Source organism: Streptomyces sp. NPDC001617 (assembly GCF_053596855.1).
The window spans coordinates 1-19,298 of record NZ_JBSFHA010000006.1 but is presented as its reverse complement, the minus strand read 5'-3'; the positions used below and the strand labels follow the sequence as shown (position 1 = coordinate 19,298).

At 71.5% G+C, this 19,298-nt stretch carries 18 protein-coding genes; 8 read left to right on the top strand and 10 right to left on the bottom strand.

Going from position 1 to position 19,298, the window contains the following annotated elements; genetic code table 11:
* The first annotated feature begins 26 nt into the window (after positions 1-26).
* Both ACWC09_RS06640 and ACWC09_RS06635 read left to right on the top strand, forming a co-directional pair.
* Positions 27-641, top strand: a complete 615-nt coding sequence (locus ACWC09_RS06640) for a LysE/ArgO family amino acid transporter (protein WP_450849172.1) — start codon at positions 27-29, stop codon at positions 639-641.
* A gap of 109 nt (positions 642-750) precedes the next feature.
* Positions 751-2,049, top strand: a complete 1,299-nt coding sequence (locus ACWC09_RS06635) for an MFS transporter (RefSeq protein ID WP_450849170.1) — start codon at positions 751-753, stop codon at positions 2,047-2,049.
* A gap of 4 nt (positions 2,050-2,053) precedes the next feature.
* Here ACWC09_RS06635 and ACWC09_RS06630 read toward each other — a convergent pair whose 3' ends face one another.
* Positions 2,054-2,509, bottom strand: coding sequence for a cyclic nucleotide-binding domain-containing protein (locus ACWC09_RS06630; protein WP_450849168.1), 456 nt, complete (start codon positions 2,507-2,509; stop codon positions 2,054-2,056).
* Positions 2,510-2,850: 341 nt separating this feature from the next.
* The gene (locus ACWC09_RS06625) at positions 2,851-3,072 is read right to left on the bottom strand and encodes a hypothetical protein (protein ID WP_450849167.1); all 222 of its coding nucleotides are present in this window, start codon (positions 3,070-3,072) and stop codon (positions 2,851-2,853) included.
* Positions 3,073-3,271: 199 nt separating this feature from the next.
* Between ACWC09_RS06625 and ACWC09_RS06620 the strand changes: the two genes are divergently transcribed.
* From ACWC09_RS06620 to ACWC09_RS06595, 6 genes are all read left to right on the top strand, one after another.
* The gene (locus ACWC09_RS06620; RefSeq protein WP_450849165.1) at positions 3,272-3,715 is read left to right on the top strand and encodes an ATP-binding protein; all 444 of its coding nucleotides are present in this window, start codon (positions 3,272-3,274) and stop codon (positions 3,713-3,715) included.
* A gap of 177 nt (positions 3,716-3,892) precedes the next feature.
* Complete coding sequence (locus tag ACWC09_RS06615) at positions 3,893-4,753, top strand: SigB/SigF/SigG family RNA polymerase sigma factor (protein ID WP_450849163.1); 861 nt, start codon at positions 3,893-3,895, stop codon at positions 4,751-4,753.
* 29 nt (positions 4,754-4,782) lie between these two features.
* The gene (locus ACWC09_RS06610; RefSeq protein WP_450849161.1) at positions 4,783-5,025 is read left to right on the top strand and encodes a DUF5133 domain-containing protein; all 243 of its coding nucleotides are present in this window, start codon (positions 4,783-4,785) and stop codon (positions 5,023-5,025) included.
* Between the two features lie 152 nt (positions 5,026-5,177).
* The gene (locus tag ACWC09_RS06605; RefSeq protein WP_450849159.1) at positions 5,178-6,023 is read left to right on the top strand and encodes an ANTAR domain-containing protein; all 846 of its coding nucleotides are present in this window, start codon (positions 5,178-5,180) and stop codon (positions 6,021-6,023) included.
* 56 nt (positions 6,024-6,079) lie between these two features.
* Positions 6,080-6,919: a DUF1206 domain-containing protein gene (locus ACWC09_RS06600; protein WP_450849158.1), complete on the top strand. Its 840-nt coding sequence runs from the start codon at positions 6,080-6,082 to the stop codon at positions 6,917-6,919.
* Between the two features lie 28 nt (positions 6,920-6,947).
* The gene (locus ACWC09_RS06595; RefSeq protein WP_450849156.1) at positions 6,948-7,379 is read left to right on the top strand and encodes a hypothetical protein; all 432 of its coding nucleotides are present in this window, start codon (positions 6,948-6,950) and stop codon (positions 7,377-7,379) included.
* Between the two features lie 6 nt (positions 7,380-7,385).
* On the opposite strand, the gene ACWC09_RS06590 is transcribed toward ACWC09_RS06595, so the two are convergent.
* The 8 genes from ACWC09_RS06590 to ACWC09_RS06555 form a co-directional block, all read right to left on the bottom strand.
* The gene (locus ACWC09_RS06590; RefSeq protein WP_450849154.1) at positions 7,386-9,629 is read right to left on the bottom strand and encodes an FUSC family protein; all 2,244 of its coding nucleotides are present in this window, start codon (positions 9,627-9,629) and stop codon (positions 7,386-7,388) included.
* Between the two features lie 79 nt (positions 9,630-9,708).
* Positions 9,709-11,085 carry an NAD(P)/FAD-dependent oxidoreductase gene (locus ACWC09_RS06585; RefSeq protein ID WP_450849152.1) on the bottom strand — a complete coding sequence of 459 codons (1,377 nt, stop codon included), beginning with the start codon at positions 11,083-11,085 and terminating at the stop codon, positions 9,709-9,711.
* A gap of 314 nt (positions 11,086-11,399) precedes the next feature.
* Positions 11,400-11,831: an ATP-binding protein gene (locus ACWC09_RS06580; RefSeq protein WP_450849150.1), complete on the bottom strand. Its 432-nt coding sequence runs from the start codon at positions 11,829-11,831 to the stop codon at positions 11,400-11,402.
* A 132-nt stretch (positions 11,832-11,963) separates the two neighbouring features.
* On the bottom strand, positions 11,964-13,871 hold the full coding sequence (locus ACWC09_RS06575) for an AMP-dependent synthetase/ligase (protein WP_450849148.1): 1,908 nt from the start codon (positions 13,869-13,871) through the stop codon (positions 11,964-11,966).
* Positions 13,872-14,014: 143 nt separating this feature from the next.
* Positions 14,015-15,103, bottom strand: coding sequence for a glutamate--cysteine ligase 2 (locus ACWC09_RS06570; RefSeq protein ID WP_450849146.1), 1,089 nt, complete (start codon positions 15,101-15,103; stop codon positions 14,015-14,017).
* Between the two features lie 59 nt (positions 15,104-15,162).
* A complete protein-coding gene (gene glgB / locus ACWC09_RS06565; protein WP_450849144.1) occupies positions 15,163-17,367 on the bottom strand; it encodes a 1,4-alpha-glucan branching enzyme in 2,205 nt (734 codons plus the stop codon).
* 4 nt (positions 17,368-17,371) lie between these two features.
* Positions 17,372-18,694 (bottom strand): maltokinase N-terminal cap-like domain-containing protein, encoded by a 1,323-nt coding sequence (locus tag ACWC09_RS06560; protein WP_450849142.1) that lies wholly within the window; start codon positions 18,692-18,694, stop codon positions 17,372-17,374.
* A gap of 28 nt (positions 18,695-18,722) precedes the next feature.
* On the bottom strand, positions 18,723-19,298 hold a 576-nt coding region (locus ACWC09_RS06555), incomplete at its 5' end, for an alpha-glucosidase C-terminal domain-containing protein (protein ID WP_450849140.1).

Below are 19,298 nucleotides of genomic sequence, written 5' to 3'. Positions count from 1 at the left end.
GTGATCGTCTCCGTAACGTCGATGGCATGACCAACGCCCTGACCACCGCGGCCGCAGGATTCGGCACCGGCCTCTCACTCATCGTCGCCATCGGCGCCCAGAACGCCTTCGTCCTGAGGCAGGGCATCCGCCGTGACGCCGTCCTCGCCGTGGTCGGGATCTGCGCCCTGTCCGACGCGGCCCTGATCGCCCTCGGAGTCGGCGGCGTCGGCGCGTTGGTGGTGGCGTATCCGGGGGCGCTCACCGCGGTCGGCTGGATCGGCGGCGCCTTCCTGCTCTGCTACGGCGCCCTCGCCGCACGCCGGGTGGTCAGGCCGCAGGGCGCCCTGAGCACCGAGGGCCGGGCCGAGGGGTCACGCAGGCGGGCGGTGCTCACCTGCCTCGCGCTGACCTGGCTCAACCCGCACGTCTACCTCGACACCGTCTTCCTGCTCGGCTCGATCGCCGCCGACCGCGGCGCGCTGCGCTGGACCTTCGGCCTCGGCGCCGCGTTCGCCAGCCTCTGCTGGTTCGCGGCGCTCGGCTTCGGCGGCCGACTGCTCAGCCGCTTCCTGGCGAAGCCGTCCGCCTGGCGCGTGCTGGACGGGCTCGTCGCGGCGACCATGATCACGCTCGGCGTCACGCTCGTCGCCAGGGCGTGAAAGTCCGCGGTGTGAAGTCCACAAACTGAGACTGCGCGTCCCGAACTCTCGGACGGTGCTGGGATAGTGACCCTGGCCCCGAAAGATGTATCGAGCAACCAGGAAGCCCGTGGACACCAGCGAGAGCAGCACCGAACCGCAGGCACCGGACCCCGTCGCGGTCGACCCGCCCCGGCGCGGCTGGCGCCGCTGGGCGATGGACACCCGCCCGCTGCGCATCCCCGCCTATCGCAGGCTCTGGTCCTCCACCATCGTCACCGCGGTGGGCAGCCAGCTCACCGCGGTCGCCGTACCCAAGCAGATCTACGACATCACCGGCTCCTCGGCGTGGGTCGGCGCCGCCAGCCTCGCCGGCCTCCTGCCGCTGATCGTGTTCGCGTTGTGGGGCGGCGCGGTCGCCGACAGCATGGACCGCCGCAAGCTGCTGCTGATCACGAACAGCGGCATAGCCGTCACCTCGCTGCTGTTCTGGCTCCAGGCCGTCACCGGCCTGGAGTCGGTGGCCGCGCTGATGGTCCTGCTGGCGATGCAGCAGGCGTTCTGGGGCCTCAACGCCCCTGCCCGCAACGCCTCCATCGCCCGCCTGGTCCCCGAGGCCCAGCTGCCCGCCGCCAATGCTCTCGGCTCGACCGTCATGCAGACCGGCCAGGTCGTCGGACCGCTGCTCGCCGGCGCCCTGATCCCGGTCATCGGCCTGCCCGAGCTGTACCTGATCGACGCCCTCGCGCTGTGCGTCACCGTCTGGGCGGTCTACAGGCTGCCGTCACTGCCCCCGCTCGCGGGCGCCGCGGCTCGCCGCGCCGGCGTGCGCGAGATCGCGGAGGGCTTTCGCTACATCTCCCTGCACAAGGTGCTGCTGCTGTCCTTCCTCGCCGACATCATCGCGATGGTCTTCGGCATGCCCCGCGCCCTGTTCCCGCAGCTCGCCGCCCAGACCTTCAGCTCCTACGGTGAAGGGCTCGCCCTCGGCCTGCTGTTCGCCGCGATCCCCATCGGGGCCGTGCTGGGCGGGCTGTTCTCCGGCACCTTCTCCCGGGCCCGCAGGCACGGCTGGATGGTCATCGGCGCGGTCGTCACCTGGGGTGCGGCGATCACCGGGTTCGGACTGAGCGGCAACCTGTGGCTCGCGGCCGCCTTCCTGGCCGTCGCCGGGGTCGCCGACATGGTCTCGATGGTCTTCCGCGGCGCGATCCTGCTGTCCGCCGCCACGGACGAGATGCGCGGCCGTATGCAGGGCGTCTTCACGGTCGTCGTCGCGGGCGGCCCGCGACTCGCCGACGTCCTGCACGGAACCGCGGGCTCGGCCTTCGGCCCGCGCACGGCCGTGGCGGGCGGCGGCCTCCTGGTCGTCGCCGTGATGCTGACCCTCGCCGCGGCGGTGCCGGCCCTGCGGCGTTACCGCGTCTGAGGGGCTACAGGACGCCGCGCCGGTGCCCCGCGTACTGCTCCATCAGCTTGCCGCGGGTCATCTCCAGCCGGTGCGCGAGGATCTCGGCCACGCTGCGCACCAGCACGATGCCGAGCTGCGGGTCCTCCTCGCACAGCCGCAGCACCTGCGCCGCGTCGAACTCGTAGGCGCGCACCGGGCTGAAGGCCTCCGCGCCGAAGTCCCACTCGTGCGGCGGGAACAGCCAGGACCAGCCGAGCAGATCGCCCGAGCCGAGGCTGGCCACGGTCACCCGCTGCAGCGAGTTGACCCGCTGGTCGAGGGAGACCGCCCCCGAGCGGATGACCCAGAACCGGTCGGCCCGGCCCCCCGCCTCGAAGATCCGGGTGTCCTCCGGGAAGGAGACCTCCTTGGCGAGTGCCATCAGGCGCTGTCGCTGGGGCTGGGGGAGGGCGGTCAGCAGTTTTATCGCTTTGGTCATGACGCGGGGCTCCTCGCCGGCAGGGGGTCCGGTGTTTGCCTACGCCCATTTCAGCCGCTGTGGGCGCCCCGAGCACCTCGGCGGACGACGACTTTCGCGCGACAGCGCACCAGGGCATGAAAAAGCCCTGGCTGGACGGGGGAGACCAGCCAGGGCCGTTCGCGGTGATGCCGGAGGACGATGCGGTCCACTCCGCCACCACGTATGAATGAACGGTAAACCATCCGCGCGGGTTCGCGCAGCCAGAATCGGGTCAAGTGACCGGTTTCACTTCGCGGGGGCCATGCCCGCCTCCACCTCCGTGCCCATCGGCCGGCCCGTCGGCTGAACGGAGTGCCTGGTCAGACCGGGCCGGTGTGCTTGCCGGGGGTCAGGACCTCGTCCAGCACCCGGACCACCGTCTCGTACGCCAGCGTCCGTACCACGGCGTCGCGCGCCGGATCCGGCTCGGCCGCCCCGAGGTCGTCGCGGCGCGCCCGCCAGGCTCGCTCCTCCTGCTGTGCGCAGGCGTGGGCGCGCCGGAGACGGCGCAGCAGTTCGTCTGAGTCCACGACATCGGTCATAACGACCGGGTACCCCGTCGCGCTGCGGAAAGACCGGTGTTCATGACCCCGTACAGGAGGTTTGGCGGGGCGGATGCCGGTGAGCCGAACAGAAGAGAATCGCGGTGCCCGCCCGGTGCGGTGGTCGCGGGTGGCCGGGCTCGGCTGTATCCCTCACCGATCAGGAGCCAGAACTCACCCACCGACAGGGAGCCAGGCGATGTGCCAGAAGCGCACGACCGAAACCGCCTACGAGCCGCCGGGCGCGGCAGGCGCCGGGCCGACACGGCTGTGCAGGCCGGTCGAGGCGCGCCGGGCCGTGGAGCGGGTGGTGAGCGAGCGCTGCCGCGCCACCCACACGACGTGCGATCCCGAAGCCCTCGGTGACGCTCTGCTGGTGGCCTCCGAACTCACGAGCAACGCCATTCTGCACGGGGGTGGGGTCACGGACTTCCACGTCGATGTCGCCGGACCCTGTCTGTGTGTCTCGGTGAGCGACCGCAGCGACGAGGTGCCGGTGGTGAGGCCGCCGGTCGACGCGTGCGGCCGGCACCGGGTGGGCGGCCACGGGTGGCCCATCGTCTGCCGCCTGGCACGCGATGTGCGCGTGTCCGAACTGCCCGCCGGCGGCAAGTGCATCACCGCCGTGGTGGAGCTGCCGTGAAGTTTTCGCGCGACGGCTGTTTGTCGTCGTAACGGCCGGGCAGGCGGAATTTCGTGCTTCGGACCGGAGGCGCGCCAGCGGGAGCGGACTGACCGCCCCGGGCCCCTCGAACCGGTCCGGGCGGCGACCTTCCCGCGGTAAGTCCCTGACACCCCCCTCGTTCAGGAGCGAATCCGCATGCTCATCGACATGTCGACAAGCCGTCCCGGCACGCAGACCCGGCCGACCGCGTCCTCGGCGCGGCGGCACGACGACGCACCCGACACGGCGGACCTCTTCGTCCGTCTGGCAGCCCTCCAGGACGGTCCCGAGCGGGACACCATCCGCGACGAACTCGTCACCGCCTGGCTGCCCATGGCCCACCGCATCGCCGGCCGGTTCCGGGACCGCGGCGAGACCGTCGAGGACCTGCGCCAGGTCGCGGCCCTCGGACTGGTCAAGGCGATCGACCGCTTCGACCCGGAGCGTGGCGCCTTCGAGAGCTACGCCGTGCCCACCATCACCGGCGAGGTCAAGCGCCACTTCCGGGACCGGATGTGGGCTCTGCGCGTACCCCGCCGCGTCCAGGAACTGCGCAACAAGGTCCGGGTGGCCCGCCGCGAGCTCGCCCAGACCCCGGGCAGCCCCGAGCCCAGCGTCGCCGACCTCGCCGCCCACACCGGGCTCACCGAGGACGAGATCAGCAGCGGCCTGGAGGCCCTGGAGAGCTTCAGCACGCTCTCCCTGGACGCCGAGCTCTCCGGCGACGAGGACGGCTACAGCCTCGCGGACACCCTGGGCGAACAGGACTCCTCGTACGACGTCGTCATCGACCGCGAGTCCGCCAAGGAAGGTCTGCGCCGCCTGCCCGAACGTGAACGCGCCATCCTCTACATGCGCTTCTTCGAGGACATGACCCAGAGCCGGATCGCCGACCAGCTCGGCATCTCCCAGATGCACGTCTCCCGCCTCATCAGCCGCAGCTGCGCCCGCGTGCGCGCCGAGGCCCTGGGGCAGCAGAGCCGACGGGACGCCGGGCGTCGCACGGTCGCGGCCTGAACGGACGGATGCGAGAAGGAGCGAGAGCGATGCTGATCCCTCATCCCGCCGTCCTGCGCAAACTCGTCGAGGAGTACGAGGCCCTGCCGGCCGAGGAGGCCGAGACCGGCAGGGGCTGGGCGGGGCCACGGGCGCAGGACCTGGCCTACACCCTGTGCGTGACCACCGGCACGCGCGACGTCGGACGGGCCCTGGAGGCGGCCCACCGCCTGCTGACGGCGGGGTCCCTGGCCCACCACGCCCGGCCGACCGACGTACTCGTGGCCGACTGACCACCGGCTCCGGCTCCGCCGTACATCCCGACCGCGCGGTGTACAGGTGACCGGACGGGGAAAGCGAGCCGCAGCCGTGCCCGAACGCGCTCTCCTTCGCACGCGGGCACGGCTGTGAGAGGTCGACCGGAACCGAAGGGCCAGGGGAATCCATGACAGCCGACGAGCACGTGGAGCACGACGAAGTGGAGCGGCTGCGCGCCGAGGTGCGCGGACTGCGCGCCCGTGCCCGCACCCGTCCGCTGATCGCACAGGCGCAGGGCATCCTGCAGGAGCGCTACCAGCTGTCCGACGGAGACAGCGCGTTCGCGTTGCTGCAGCGCGCCTCCCAGCGCCACAACGTCAAGCTGCGGACGCTGGCGGGCGTTCTGGTGTCCGCCCCGCGTCCCGCGAACGACAGGCTGTGGTTCCCGCGGCGCGCCCGGCACCCCGAACCCGCGATCAGCTTCGCGCCGGCACACCGGCCGGACGCCGACAACCGCAGCGCGGTCCTGAGCGCCGTACTGACCCAGACCCTCGCCGTCGTCGGCGCCGACATGGGCAACGTCCAGCTGGCCGACCGGGTCGACGGCGGCCTGTACATCGAGAAGCACACCGGTCTCACCGAGGACTTCGTCGACTTCTTCGCCCACGTCGGCGACGACGGCACCTCCTGTGCGAAGGCCGCTCGCGACATCGCCCAGGTCACCGTCCAGGACGTGGAGAGCGACCCGGTGTTCGACGAACCGGCCCGGGCGGCGATCCTCGCGGCGGGCAGCCGGGCCGTGCACAGCGTTCCGCTGACGACGGCGTCGGGCCTGTGCGTCGGCATGGTGTCCGCGCATGTCGAGCACAGGTTGGACGAGCTGTCCCGTGCCCAGCTCAAGGCCCTGGACGTGATGGGCGCCGAGGCCGGCCGATGGATCGCCTGGCACGACCGCACCGTCGTCCTGGACGCCCTGGAGCATGTGCACGCCCTCGGGCGCAGTCGGCGGGGCACACGGATGCGGAGGTCCTGAGCACGGGCCGGGTGTGCCGGGGCCGGGTCGGGGCAGTCGGACGGCGGGAGGGTCGAATGAATGCCAGTGCTATGTCACATACCACTCGTGTCGAGGCCGAGCGGGCGGCACGTGGTTCCCTGACGGAGGGCGCCGCCCGGGCCGGGCTCGCCGCGCGGGGCACGATCTATTGCCTGGTCGGGGTCCTGGCCCTGCAGGTCGCCTTCGGGGACACGAACCGGCAGGCGGACCGCGGCGGCGCCGTCGCCGAGCTGGCCGGGCAGCCCTTCGGCGCCGTCCTGCTGTGGGCGCTGGGACTGGGCCTCGTCGGGATGGCGCTGTGGCGGCTGTCGGAGGCCGTCTTCGGCTCGGTCGGGCCGGACGGCCGCAGTGTGAGGAAGCGGCTGCTCGCCGCGGTCCGCTGTGTCTTCTACGCGTTCGTCGCCTCCTCGGTGCTGGCGTTCGCGGCCGGCCCGCACGGGGGCGGCGGTGGTTCCAGCGACCGGCAGTCCCGCGACGTCACCGCCCGGGCGCTCGACCTGCCCGCCGGACAGTGGCTGGTGGGCGCGGCCGGAGCCGGGGTCGTGGTGGCCGGAGTCTGGGTGGGCGCACGGGCCGTACGACGCGACTACCGTCGCGAACTCAAGCTCGGTCGCATGTCCCGGTGGGCGATCCGGCTCGTGGACGTCACGGGCGTGGGCGGCGGTGCGGCGCGCGGCCTGGTGTTCGCGGCCGCGGGGAGCTTCGCCGTACGCGCGGCCGTCGACTACCGACCGGACCGGGCCAAGGGCCTCGACGACACCCTGCGCTCCTTCGCCCACACCCCGCTCGGTCCATGGCTGCTGGCCTGCGTCGCCGCCGGTCTCGTGCTGTTCGGGATGTTCTCGTTCGCACTGGCCCGCTGGCAAAGGGTCTGACCCTCGCGAGGCTGGGCACACGGACGGGATGAACGAATCCGAGTTCCCACCCGAGCATCGGCCCGTCGACATGTACCTCGGAATCCTGCGCACCCGGATGGACACGGACGACTACCGGCTCCTGCTCGATGTCGTGGAGCCCGTCCTGCGGGCGCTCGACGAGGAGCGGCTGCCCGCGCTGGACTTCGCACTCGACGGCGACGGCACCGACGGACTGCCCCAGGAGATTCGCGACGAGGCCGCCCTGGTCATCGCCGCGGCGGTGACCGGCAGACTGGACAACGAGGTCATCGAGATCCAACTGGAGGAGACCGGCCCGATCCGCGTGGTCACCGACGCGGACACCGCCTCCGATCCGGCACGGCTCGGCGAGATCGCCGACTACATCCGGGAGCGGCACCGCCAGAACGAGGAACTGCGTGGCATCGCCGAGGTGAGCGGCCTGCCCACCGACTTCTGACGGGGGTCACCGCTTCGGTGCCGCCACCGGCACTTTCAGCGGCCGCGCCAGGCCCACCACGGCCTCGTCGAGCCGCTGGAGATGCCTGAGCACCCGGTCGGTGATCCGCCCGTACCGCGAGACGCCGGGCAGCTCGGACTCCAGCAGGGAGGCGATGCTCGCGCCCGTCTCGATCGCGACGGCGGCCCGCTCGTCGGCGACGCGTGCGGAGATGGCCTGGATGTTGCGCAGGATGCGCTGTCCGGCCCGGCGCAGTCGTGGGTCCGCCGCGATGGACGGGTGAGTGGGCAGCAGCTCGGCCATCGCGGCCAGCGAACGGGCGTGGTATGCGCAGGTTTCCAGGAGCGCGACGACATAGCGGGCCGTGTTGCGCCGGGTCCGCAGCGGGGTGACCGGGTGCGTGAGCGGCTGGGTGGCGGCCCGCAGATCGGCGAGCGCCTGGTCCAGGTCGCGCGCCTTGTCCAGCAGCTCGTCCGGCGGCCCGCCGCTGAGCTGGTCGATCGCGGCCTCGGTGACCTCGGCGAGCCGGTCGAGCACGGTGTCGAGGACATCGTTCGTACGGCGGTCCGTCTGCACCGGCAGTACGACCGCCGCCGCGATGATCCCGCAGGCCGCGCCGAGCGCCGTCTCCTCCACGCGCAGCACCAGCACCGACAGGCTGTAGGTGTGCAGCAGCGTGTACAGCACGCCGAGGGCCGCCGTGACGAAGAACGACATCAGCGTGTACGACAGCGGTGCCGTGTAGAACATCGCGAACACGCACAGCAGCACCAGCCCGAACGCCGTCCAGGTGTGGTGGCCGACCAGGCCGGCGAGCAGCAGCCCGGCGACGACGCCGAGGACCGTGCCCAACAGCCGTCGGTAGCCCTTGACCAGGATCTCGCCCGTCGAGGCCGTGTTGATGAAGACGATCCAGCAGGTCAGCACCGCCCAGTACCAGCGCTGGCTGGAGAGGAACTCGCCGCCGACGATCGCCAGCGACGACCCCACCGCGACCTGCACGGCCGCCCGCGTGGTGGGCCGGTCCCACCCCGTGAGCCGCGCCTGGGCCGCCTCCTCGCCCGCGTCGATGGCGGCGTCCTCGGCGTCCAGTTCCTCGCGCGAGCGTGCCGTCGACGGGGTGTCGTCCGCTTCGTCCGGCGGCCCGCCCAGCGCGATCCTGAGTCCGAGCACCGCCCGGGCGGCCTCGCCGATGCCGCGGAAGACGTCCTGGACGGCCGGAGAGGCCTTCGGCAGGTTCTCCTCGTCCCGGTAGCCCAGCAGCCGGTTGCGTACCTGGACCAGACCGGCGCCCGTCCCCGAGGAGACGGGCCGCAGGACCAGCAGGCGCAGCGCCTCCAGATCACGGCGCAGGGTGGTGGTCGCCTCCTCCCGCACCGGCAGATGCCCGCCCTCCGGGACGGGCGCTCCCGGCAGATGCAGGGTCAGCGTGTCCGCCCGCTCGGCACTGCGCGCCGTGAGCAGCAGAAGGCCCAGGCGCTCGGCGGCGATCTCGGCGTCCGCGACACGCCGCTGCACCAGCCGGGCCATGGTCTCGTCGTCGGTGCCGTCCTCCAGCCGGCCCTGGATCATCATGGCGGTCTCGTGCAGGCGCGCAGTGCCGTCGCGGACGTCCTGCAGCGCCTTGTCGATCTCCTGCGGCCCGGCGTCGAGCAGCTCCAGCTGCGCCGACACCAGTTGGGCGAGCCGGGCCCGGAAGGCGTCGCGCAGCCGCTCCAGGATGCCCGCGGGTGTCTCGGGCACGAGGACGAAGCGCACCAGGGCACTGCTCGCGAAGGCCACGGCGACCACCCCGTACAGCCGCGGCAGGGTCGAGACGGTGGCGCCGACGAACAGGGACATGAAGTAGACCTGGAAGCCCATCAGCCCCAGGGCGGTGCCTCGGTCGCCGAACCGACGGGCGTAGACGGCGCAGAAGATCAGCGCGACGAAGAAGACGTCCCCGGCCACCACCCGCGAGTGCAGGACCGCCGCCAGGGTCAGCGAGGCCAGCGCCACCGGTAGGCCCAGCGCGAGCGTGACGGCCTGTTCCGCCCGCTGTTTCTCGCGGATGGCGAATGTGGCCACCATGGCCGCGATGGCCCCGCCCACCAGGTGGCGGACGTCGGCCCCCAGCAGGCCGAGCACGGCCAGCGTGAGGGCGATGGCGCCCACGGTCCGCAGGCCCGCCGCCAGGCGCAGCAGCCCGGGGTCGGAGGCCGCGACGAGATCGCGCAGCCGCGCCCGGACCGACCCACCCACTGCCCTCACGCCGCCGTACTCACTCCCGCTTCACGTCATGATCCGGATCTCAGCATGACACGGGACGACCGGGACGCCGGCACCCGCCTCATGTCTCCTGGCCGCCCTTCCCCTCGATGTGCTCCCGCACCTGCTCCGGCGTCAGATAGGCGTCGGTGTACTCGAAGTCCTTCAGCTTGGCGGCCTTGCGGGCCTGGAAGCCGGTGCGCACGAAGTCGTCACCGGCGATCGCGTTGAGCGTCCAGTTCGTGGCGACACGGACCTTGGCGACGTTGGTGCGCAGCGCCATCCAGTGGTAGCCGCGGGCGGCGAACTGCGCGGGCAGGCCGTGCAGTTCGATGCCGAGCGGCTTGGAGACGGCGTCCCTGCCGCCGAGGTCGACGACGAGACCGAGGTCCTTGTGCACGTACGGGGTCAGGGGATTGCCCCGCAGGGTCGCGATGACGTTGTCGGCGATGTGCTTGCCCTGGCGCATCGCGTGCTGGGCGGTGGGCGGGCAGACGGCGGTGTCGTCTTCCTTCGCGTTGTCGGGCACCGCGGCGGCGTCGCCGAGCGCGAACACGCCGTCCTGGCCGGGCAGGTTCATCTCGGCGGTGACCGCCAGCCGGCCCCGGACCGTCTCCGCGCCGAGGGTCGCGATCAGCGGGCTCGCGACCACACCGGCGGTCCAGATCAGGGTGCGGGTGGGGATCACCCGACCGTCGGTGAAGGTGACCTCCTCGGGGCCCGCCTTCGCGATGGAGACGCCCAGCGAGACGTCGATACCCCTACGGGCGAGGATCTCCTGTGCGCTGCGGCCCAGCTTGTCGCCCAGCTCGGGCATCAACTTCGGCGCGATGTCGATGAGATGCCACTTGATCAGCCCCGGGTCGATGCGCGGGTAGCGCTTGACCGCGGCATGGGTGAGTTTCTGCAGACAGGCGGCCGTCTCGGTGCCGGCGTATCCGCCGCCGACGACCACGAACTGCAGCCGCGACTCGCGCTCCGCCTGGTCCTGGCTGGCGTCGGCCAGGTCGAGCTGGGAGATGACGTGGTCGCGGATGTAGGCGGCCTCCGCAAGGGTCTTCATTCCGAAGGCGTGTTCGGTCAGCCCCGGGATGTCGAAGGTGCGGGTCACGCTTCCGGGTGCCAGCACGATGTAGTCGTAGGGCTCGTTGACGATCTGGTCGGTGATGGTGCGGATGACGCATACCTTGGCCTTCAGGTCGACGCCGATCGCGCCGCCCGGAATGATCCGGGTGCGGTACTTCTTGCTGCGGCGCAGCGAGACGGCGATCGACTGGGGCGTCAGCACGCCGGAGGCGACCTGGGGCAGCAGCGGCAGATAGAGCTGGTAGGCGAAGGGTGTCACCAGAGTGACGTCGGCTTCGTCGGGCCCGAGTTTCCGCTCCAGCCGGCGCACGCACTCCACGCCGGCGAAACCCGCGCCAACCACCAGGATCCTGGGTCGTGTCACGTCGTTCATCCCTTTCTGCGGCTCCAGGCGGTCTGCATCCAACGTCCTTCGCATGCCCTGGATCGCTGCTCGCACCACATCGATCCCACCGTGACTCCAGCCGTTCCGCCAGTGGGACGCGGCAGGCAGACGAACGCGTCGAGGACTACCTTGCCCAACGCACTGCCGAAACGCACCGGGCAGGAGTGAACCTTTTGGATCACGAGTCCCCGTCGTGCCGACGGCGCCTACTGTGTGAGATCGCACCGCAGCAGGCAGACGTCGTCGTCGCGTTCGGAGTCGCTCAGATCCGCGTGCCGGTTCCACGCCACTGCGTAACGCCCTCACCAGGGAAGAAAGACGTGAATGTCCTTCCCGTCCTCCTGCGTGACGACGCTGACCTGGCTGCACAGCGTATGGATCAGATGCCAGCCGACCCCGCCGCCTCCGGCGCGGTCGAAGGGGCGCGGCGCCGGGGGTGTGGTGCTCGTGTCGTGCACGACGACGTGCACCCCGTCGAAGGTTCTGCGCAGCCGGACCTCGAAGGGGCCCGGTGCGTACTGGACCACGTTCGCGGTGAGTTCCGCGACGACCAGGAGGATGTCGTCCCAGTGCTCCCGCGCGGTCGGCGGCGTCACCCGCGCGAGGTCCTCGAGGAAACGCTCCGCGTCGAGGCGCGCGTCCGTCACGTCGTGCAGCTCGCCCGGGTAGCGTCCGACCCGCTTCGGGGTGTCCCCGGAGACCGGACCTCCATTCCCACGGCGCTCGGCTGCCATCTCACCTTCTCGCTCGGGCCGGGCCCGTCGGCTCGGCTCACTCGTCCCTGCCGTTTCTTGGTTCCCGAGCCGGCGACGGCTACGCCTATCGGGGACCGATCGGTTGTGACGCGTGCGGAGCGACCTCTTTGCTCACCGGAAGACGTTGTCCGCCTCGTCCCAGGTGGACAGCTCGTCCGGCACGGTCTGCCGGAGCGGGCGCGAGCGGGCCTGGTACATCGCGTCGATCTCGAACGCGTAATGCTGCACGATGGCGTCCCTGCGCAGCTTCATGGACGGCGTCAGCAAACCGTTGGCCTGGTCGAACTGCTCCGGCAGCACCCGGAAGACCCGGATCGACTCCGAGCGCGACACCGCGCTGTTGGCCGCGGCCACGGCCCGCCCGATCTCCTCCCGCAGGGCGTTCTCCTCCCGGGCCTCCCGGCTCGGCATGTCGCTCTGCAGCGACAGGGAGCCGCGCCAGTACGCCAGGAACTGCGGGTCCAGCGTGATCAGGGCCCCCACGCAGGGGCGGTTGTCGCCGACGACGACCGCCTGGTGGATCAGCGGATGCATCCGCAGCCGCTGCTCCAGTGCGGCCGGGGCGACGTTCTTGCCGCTGCTGGTGACGATGATGTCCTTCTTGCGGCCGGTGATCGTGAGATAGCCCTCGGAGTCGAGCCGTCCGATGTCCCCGGTGGCCAGCCAGCCGCCGCGCAGGATGGTCCGGGTCGCCGACTCGGCGTTGATGTAGCCCTGGAACACCGAGGGCCCGCGGACCAGGATCTCGCCGTCGTCGGCCACGATGATGTCGTTGCCCGGCAGCGCCTGCCCGACGGTGCCCGACATCTCCCGCCCCAGCGGCTGAGCGGTGACGCCGCCGGAGGCCTCGGTGAGGCCGTAGCCGTCGTTGACGTAGATCCCGATGCCCTCGTAGAAGAGGGAGAGTTCGCGGCTGAGGGGCGAGCCGCCGGACGTCGCGCGGACCACCCGGCCGCCGAGCGCGGCCCGCAGCTTGCGGTACACCGTCCGCTCGAACAGGGCGTGCTGCAGCCGCAGATCGAAGCCGGGGCCCGAGCCGCCGCCCAGCCGCTGCCGCTCCAGCGCCGCCGCGAAGTCCCGCGCCGTGTCCGCGGCCCGCTCGAACAGTGCGCCTCTGCCCGTCTCCTGGGCGGCGCGGAGGAAGTTCTTGTAGATCTTCTCCAGGAGGGAGGGAACCGCGCAGAGATAGCTGGGGCGGAACGTGCGCAGGGCCGCCGAGAGCGCCTCCTCGGTCATCTCGGGCTCATGGGCCATCAGCATGCCGCCGCGGATGCACAGGCTCTGTACCAGAAGGCCGTAGACATGGGAGAAGGGCAGGAAGGCGAGCACGGACGCCTGCCGCTCGCCCGGTGGGATCACCGTGTGGCCCCAGCCCTGCAGCAGCGTGTCGCAGGGGCTCGCCAGATTGCGGTGGCTGAGCGCGCAGCCCAGCGCGCGGCCCGTGGTCCCGGAGGTGTAGGTGATGGCCGCGGTGGAGTCCGGCAGCACGATGCGGCGCAGCGACTCGACCGTGGCCAGCGGGATGAAGGCGCCCCGCTCGACCAGCTGGCCCATCGCCCCCGCGTCCAGCTGCCACACGTGGCGCAGCAGCGGCAGCGCCCCGCACACCGAGCCGACCGTCATCACGGCCTGCTCGTCCTCCACCACGACGGCCACACAGCCGGCGTCCCTGAGGATCCACTCCACCTGGTCGCGTGAGGAGGTCGGATAGATGGGGACCACCTCGGCGCCCACCGCCCACAGCGCGTAGCTGAGCACCGTCCACTCGTAGCGGGTTCGCGCCATGATCGCGACGCGGTGGCCGGGCGAGATCCCGGACGCGACCAGCCCCTTGGCCAGGTCCATCACCTCGTCCCGGACCTCGACGGCGGTCACTTCCTCCCAGGTGGCGGAGGAGGGGTCGGGACGGCGGGCGAGCAGCGGAAGGGTGGGTTCGAGGACCGCCATGTCGAAGAGGCTGTCGGCCAGCCCGCCGGTCAGGGGCGCGACGGTGCGGGGAGCGAGGGCGACATCGCGCATGCGCTGCTCCTGAGCTGTACGGAGGGTGACCATGCCGACGGGTTCTGTTGTCGACGGTGCTCGAATCTAGCCCAGGTGAGTGCGGATGGTGACCGGAACGTGCGAAGTTGCGGAGCTGTGATGATCTCGGGGTGGAGGAGGCCCTACTCCTGCGTGTGACGAACGCACGCGATGACGACCTCCCGGAGGCTTCCCGTCCGCTCCAGCAGCTCGCGCTGCATCCGCGCACCTGTGCCGCCGTCCAGGAGCGCGGCACAGCCCGCGCGGGCCTGCTCCAGGTCGCCGCTCTCCGCGAGCGCCTCCTCGACGTGCTGCACCAGCCCCGCCAGCACGTTCTCGGCGGGCAGTCGGCGCATCGTCGCCGGGTGGAGCAGCTCCTTCGTCAGCCCGGAGCGCGCGGCCTGCCAGGACGCCAGCCGGAGCAGGCTCACACTGTGGTCCACCGGCGCGTGGCCCGCCCGCCACTCCCGCGCCGCGGTCTCCACCAGCCCCCGGGCCAGCAGCGCGACGAGGACGGCGGTCCGGGCATGCAGGCACACGTCCGCCACCCGGATCTCCACCGTCGGGTACCGCCGGGACAGCCGGGCGTCGAAGTACACCATTCCCTCGTCGAGGATCACCCCGCTCGCCACCATGTTCGCCACCCGCCGGTGATAGCGCTCGGCCGAGCCGAACACCTCGGTCGGGCCGGCCGACGGCCAGCGCGGCCACACCCGGCTGCGATAGCTGTCGTAGCAGGTGTCCCTGCCCTGCCAGAAGGGGGAGTTGACGCTCAGCGCCGCCAGTACCGACAGCCATGGCCGGATACGGTCCAGGACCGCGACGCCCTCCTCGTCGGACTCGACGGACACATGGACGTGGCAGCCCAGCACGAGCTGCTCCCGCGCCGCGATGCCGTACTGCTGCGCCATCCACTGATAGCGGCTGCTCATGCCGACCGTCGGGCTGACGGGAAGGGGCGAGGAGGCGAGCGCGGCCACCGTGCACCCGATCTCGCTGGCGTGCCGGGCGGCCTCCCGGCGGCAGCGGACGAGATCCGCGCCCAGGTCCGCCATCTCGGCCTGGGGATGCGTGGCGAGCTCCAGCATCTGGCCGTACAGCTCCTTCTCGAACACGCCCTGGTCCTGGCCGCACAGCTGTGCCCGGGCGAGCACGGCCGCGGACAGCGCCTTCGGCTCGCCGGTCTCCGGGTCCACCAGGAGGAGTTCTTCCTCCACTCCGACAGTGCGCACGTGGGCTGCCTCCGGGACATCGCTGCGGATACGCCGTCACCGAGTACCCGCGCGATCGGTCAGTGCAACGGGTTCAGCCAGACCGTCGCGAGAGGGGGCAGGGTGAGCGTGATCGTCCCGTCCTCGGGTTTGAGGTCGTCCGGGTTGGTGACGTCGCTGCCGCCGTAGCACGCGGCGTCGGTGTTGAGGATCTCCCGCCAGACAGGGACGTGGTCCGGAACACCCAGGCGGTAGTCGTGGCGGACGACGGGGGAGAGGTTGGAGACGGCGAGCAGCGGCGAGCCGTCGGCGGCGAACCGCAGGAACGCGAAGACGTTGTCCTCGGCGGCGTCGCCCATCACCCAGCGGAAGCCCGCGGGATCGGTGTCGCGCTGCCACAGCGAGGGTGTACGGAGGTAGACGGTGTTGAGGTCGCGGACCAGGTCCCGTACCCCGCGGTGGTCGGCCTCCGCCCCGTAGGCCGCATCGACCAGCCACCAGTCCGGGCCGTGCGGCTCGGACCACTCGGCGCCCTGTGCGAACTCCTGGCCCATGAAGAGGAGTTGCTTGCCCGGATGGGCCCACATGAAGCCCAGGTACGCACGGTGGTTGGCGCGCTGCTGCCACCAGTCGCCGGGCATCTTCGACACCAACGCCTGCTTGCCGTGGACGACTTCGTCGTGGGAGATGGGCAGGATGTAGTTCTCGCTGTAGGCGTACATCATCGAGAAGGTCATCTCGTTGTGGTGGTACTTGCGGTGGACCGGCTCGTGGGCCATGTAGCCGAGCGAGTCGTGCATCCAGCCCATGTTCCACTTCAGGCCGAAGCCCAGACCGCCGCTCTCGGTGGGGCGCGTCACCCCGTCCCACGCCGTCGACTCCTCGGCGATCGTCACCACACCCGGTGCCCGCCGGTACACGGTCGCGTTCATCTCCTGCAGGAACGCCATCGCGTCCAGGTCCTCGCGCCCGCCGTGCACATTCGGCGTCCACTGGCCGGAGTCGCGCGAGTAGTCGAGGTAGAGCATGGAGGCGACGGCGTCCACCCTCAGGCCGTCGATGTGGAACTCCTCGCACCAGTAGACGGCGTTCGCCACGAGGAAGTTGCGCACCTCGGTGCGCCCGAAGTCGAACTCGTACGTCCCCCAGTCCGGATGCTCGGCACGCCGCGCGTCCCCGGGCTCGTACAGCGGATCCCCGTCGAACCGGGCCAACGCCCAGTCGTCCTTGGGGAAGTGGGCGGGCACCCAGTCCACGATCACCCCGAGGCCGGCCCGGTGCAGGGCGTCCACCAGGTACTTGAGGTCGTCGGGTGTCCCCAGCCGCGGGGTCGGCGCGTAGAAGCCGGTGACCTGGTAGCCCCAGGAACCGGAGAAGGGGTGGTGGGCGACCGGCATGAACTCGACGTGGGTGAAGCCCAGGCCGCTGACGTACGCGGGGAGCTCGTCGGCGAGTTGACGGTAGGTCAGTCCGGGCCGCCAGGAGGGGAGATGGACCTCGTAGACCGAGAAGGGTGCTTCGTGCACCGGGATGTCACCCCGGTGCGCCATCCAGTCGGCGTCGCCCCACTCGTAGTGCGAGGCGTGCACGATCGACGCCGTGTCCGGCGGGACCTCCGCGTGGCGCGCCATCGGGTCGGCCTTGAGGAAACGGCCGCCGTACCGGGAGGTGATCTCGAACTTGTAGCGCGCGCCCTCGCCGATGCCGGGTACGAACAGCTCCCACACGCCCGACGCACCCAGTGAGCGCATGGGCAGTGCCGTCCCGTCCCAGCAGGTGAACTCCCCGGTGACGCGCACCCCTTGGGCGTTCGGCGCCCACACGGTGAACCGGGTGCCGGTGACGCCCTCGTGCGTCATCGGTTCGGCGCCGAGCGCCTTCCACAGCTGCTCGTGCCGGCCCTCGCGGATGAGATGGAGGTCGAGCTCGCCGAGGGCGGGCAGGAAGTGGTACGGGTCCGCCGCCTCGTGCTCGCCGTCGGCGTATCTCACCGCCAGCGTGTACGCGGGGACCGCGTCGAGCGGCAGTACGCCGGAGAAGAGGCCGTCGCCCTCCGAGGTGAGCCTGTGCCGCTCCCCGTCGATGACGACGGCGACCGCACGGGCGTACGGCCGCAGGGCGCGGAAGGCGATCCCGCCCCGCACCTGATGGGCGCCGAGCAGCGCGTGCGGATCGTGATGGCGGCCGGCCAGCAGGCGTTCGCGGTCGCCCGGGTCCAGGGCGGGGGCCGCCCCGGACAGCGCCGGACCGGACGCCTCGGGCAGTGACGTGTCACGCAGGGCCATGGGGTCAGCCTCCTCTCACGGCGAGACGCTCGATCGCCGCCATCGGTACAGGGAGCCAGTCGGGGCGGTGCCGGGCCTCGTACAGCACCTCGTACACGGCTCGGTCGGTCTCGTGGGCGCGCAGCAGTGTGTGCTTCTTGCGCGGGTCCCAGCCGGCCCGCTCGGCATAGCCCGCGCAGTACGCCTCCCGACAGCGGCGGGCCCACTCCGGGCGCCAGGGGCGGCGTTGCCGGGCCGCGTAGTCGAAGGAGCGCAGCATGCCGGCGATGTCCCGCACCGGGGACTGGGCAGCGCGCCGCTCGGCCAGCGGACGGGACGGCTCGCCCTCGAAGTCGATGACGAACCAGTCCCGGCCGGCCCGCAGCACCTGCCCGAGGTGCAGGTCGCCGTGGATGCGCTGGGCGGGCGGCCCGGGATCGCAGGCGACGAGCGCGCCGAAGGCGGTGCGCAGCCCTGGCACGTACGGCCGCAGCGCCGGGACGGCGTGCGCGGCGGCATCCAGCCGGTCGGCCATCGCCACCGCCGTCCGGCCGCCCTCGTCATGCGCCCCGGTGGGGAAGGCGGCGCCCAGCGCGAGATGCACCTCCGCCGTGGCGCGGCCCAGCTCATGGGCCTGCGCGGTGAAGTCGTCGCCCGAGGCGAGCGCCTGCAGGGCCAGCGTCCAGCCGTCGGAGGCGTCGCGCAGAAACGGCTGGAGCACTCCGAGGGTCGCCGCGTGCGGATACGTCGTCCGGAACCACGCCACCGGCGCGGGCACCCGTCGGCAGCCCTGACCGGCGAGCGCGCCGGGCACCTCCAGGTCCGGGTTGACACCGGGCTGGATGCGCCGGAAGACCTTGAGGATGAACTCCTCGCCGTACACCAGCGAGGAGTTGGACTGTTCGGCCTCCAGCACGCGTGGCACCAGCCCGGCGGGCACCTCGGTGGCCGGGTCGGCCTCGAAACGCAGGGGACCCGACGTGCCGGGATGCCGCAACCGCTCCAGCAGCAACTGCGCCGACCGGGGCTCCTGCAGGGCGTCGTACACCGTCAGACCGGCCAGGGGACCGGTCTCCGCCCGGCCGATCAGGGCCGGCCCGTGACGCGGCGACAGATGCTGCCGTACGCCGAGCAGCAGCTGGTAGCAGTCGTGTCCGGCCTGGACGAGCAGATGCAGACAGCCCGGGAACAACTCGGTCAGGGAGAGCAGGCCGAGCTCCGTGACGGGCCGGTCCTTGCCCGCGAACCAGCGCTGCCGCGGCAGCCACTCCCGGAGCAGCCCGGCGAGCGAGGCCATGGGATCGGTGACGACGGTGGGTCTCGGGCTCAGCGATGCGGTCTTCGGCATGGTGACGCGTCCTTTCCTCGGCATACGCTCAAGATCGTCGTCGGCCGATGCGGGATGCGACTCGGGTGAGCCGGAACCAGTAGAAGCCGTGCCCGGCCAGGGTCAGCAGATACGGCAGTTCACCGATCGCCGGGAAACGCACCCCGCCGATCAGCTCCACGGGATGCCGTCCGTCGTACTCGCGCAGGTCGAGCTCGGTCGGCTGGGCGAACCGGGAGAAGTTGTTGACGCACAGCACGAGATCGTCCCCGTACTCGCGCAGGAAGGCCAGGACCGCCGGGTTGGAGGACTGGAGCTCCGTGAAGGAGCCGAGCCCGAAGGCCGGGTTCTGCTTGCGGATCTCGATCATGCGTCGGGTCCAGTGGAGCAGGGAGGACGGGGAGGCCATGGAGGCCTCGACGTTCGTCACCTGGTACCCGTGGACGGGGTCCATGATCGTCGGGAGGTAGAGGCGTCCCGGATCGCAGGAGGAGAAGCCCGCGTTGCGGTCGGGGGTCCACTGCATGGGTGTGCGTACGGCGTCCCGGTCGCCGAGCCAGATGTTGTCGCCCATGCCGATCTCGTCGCCGTAGTAGAGGATCGGCGAGCCGGGCAGCGACAGCAG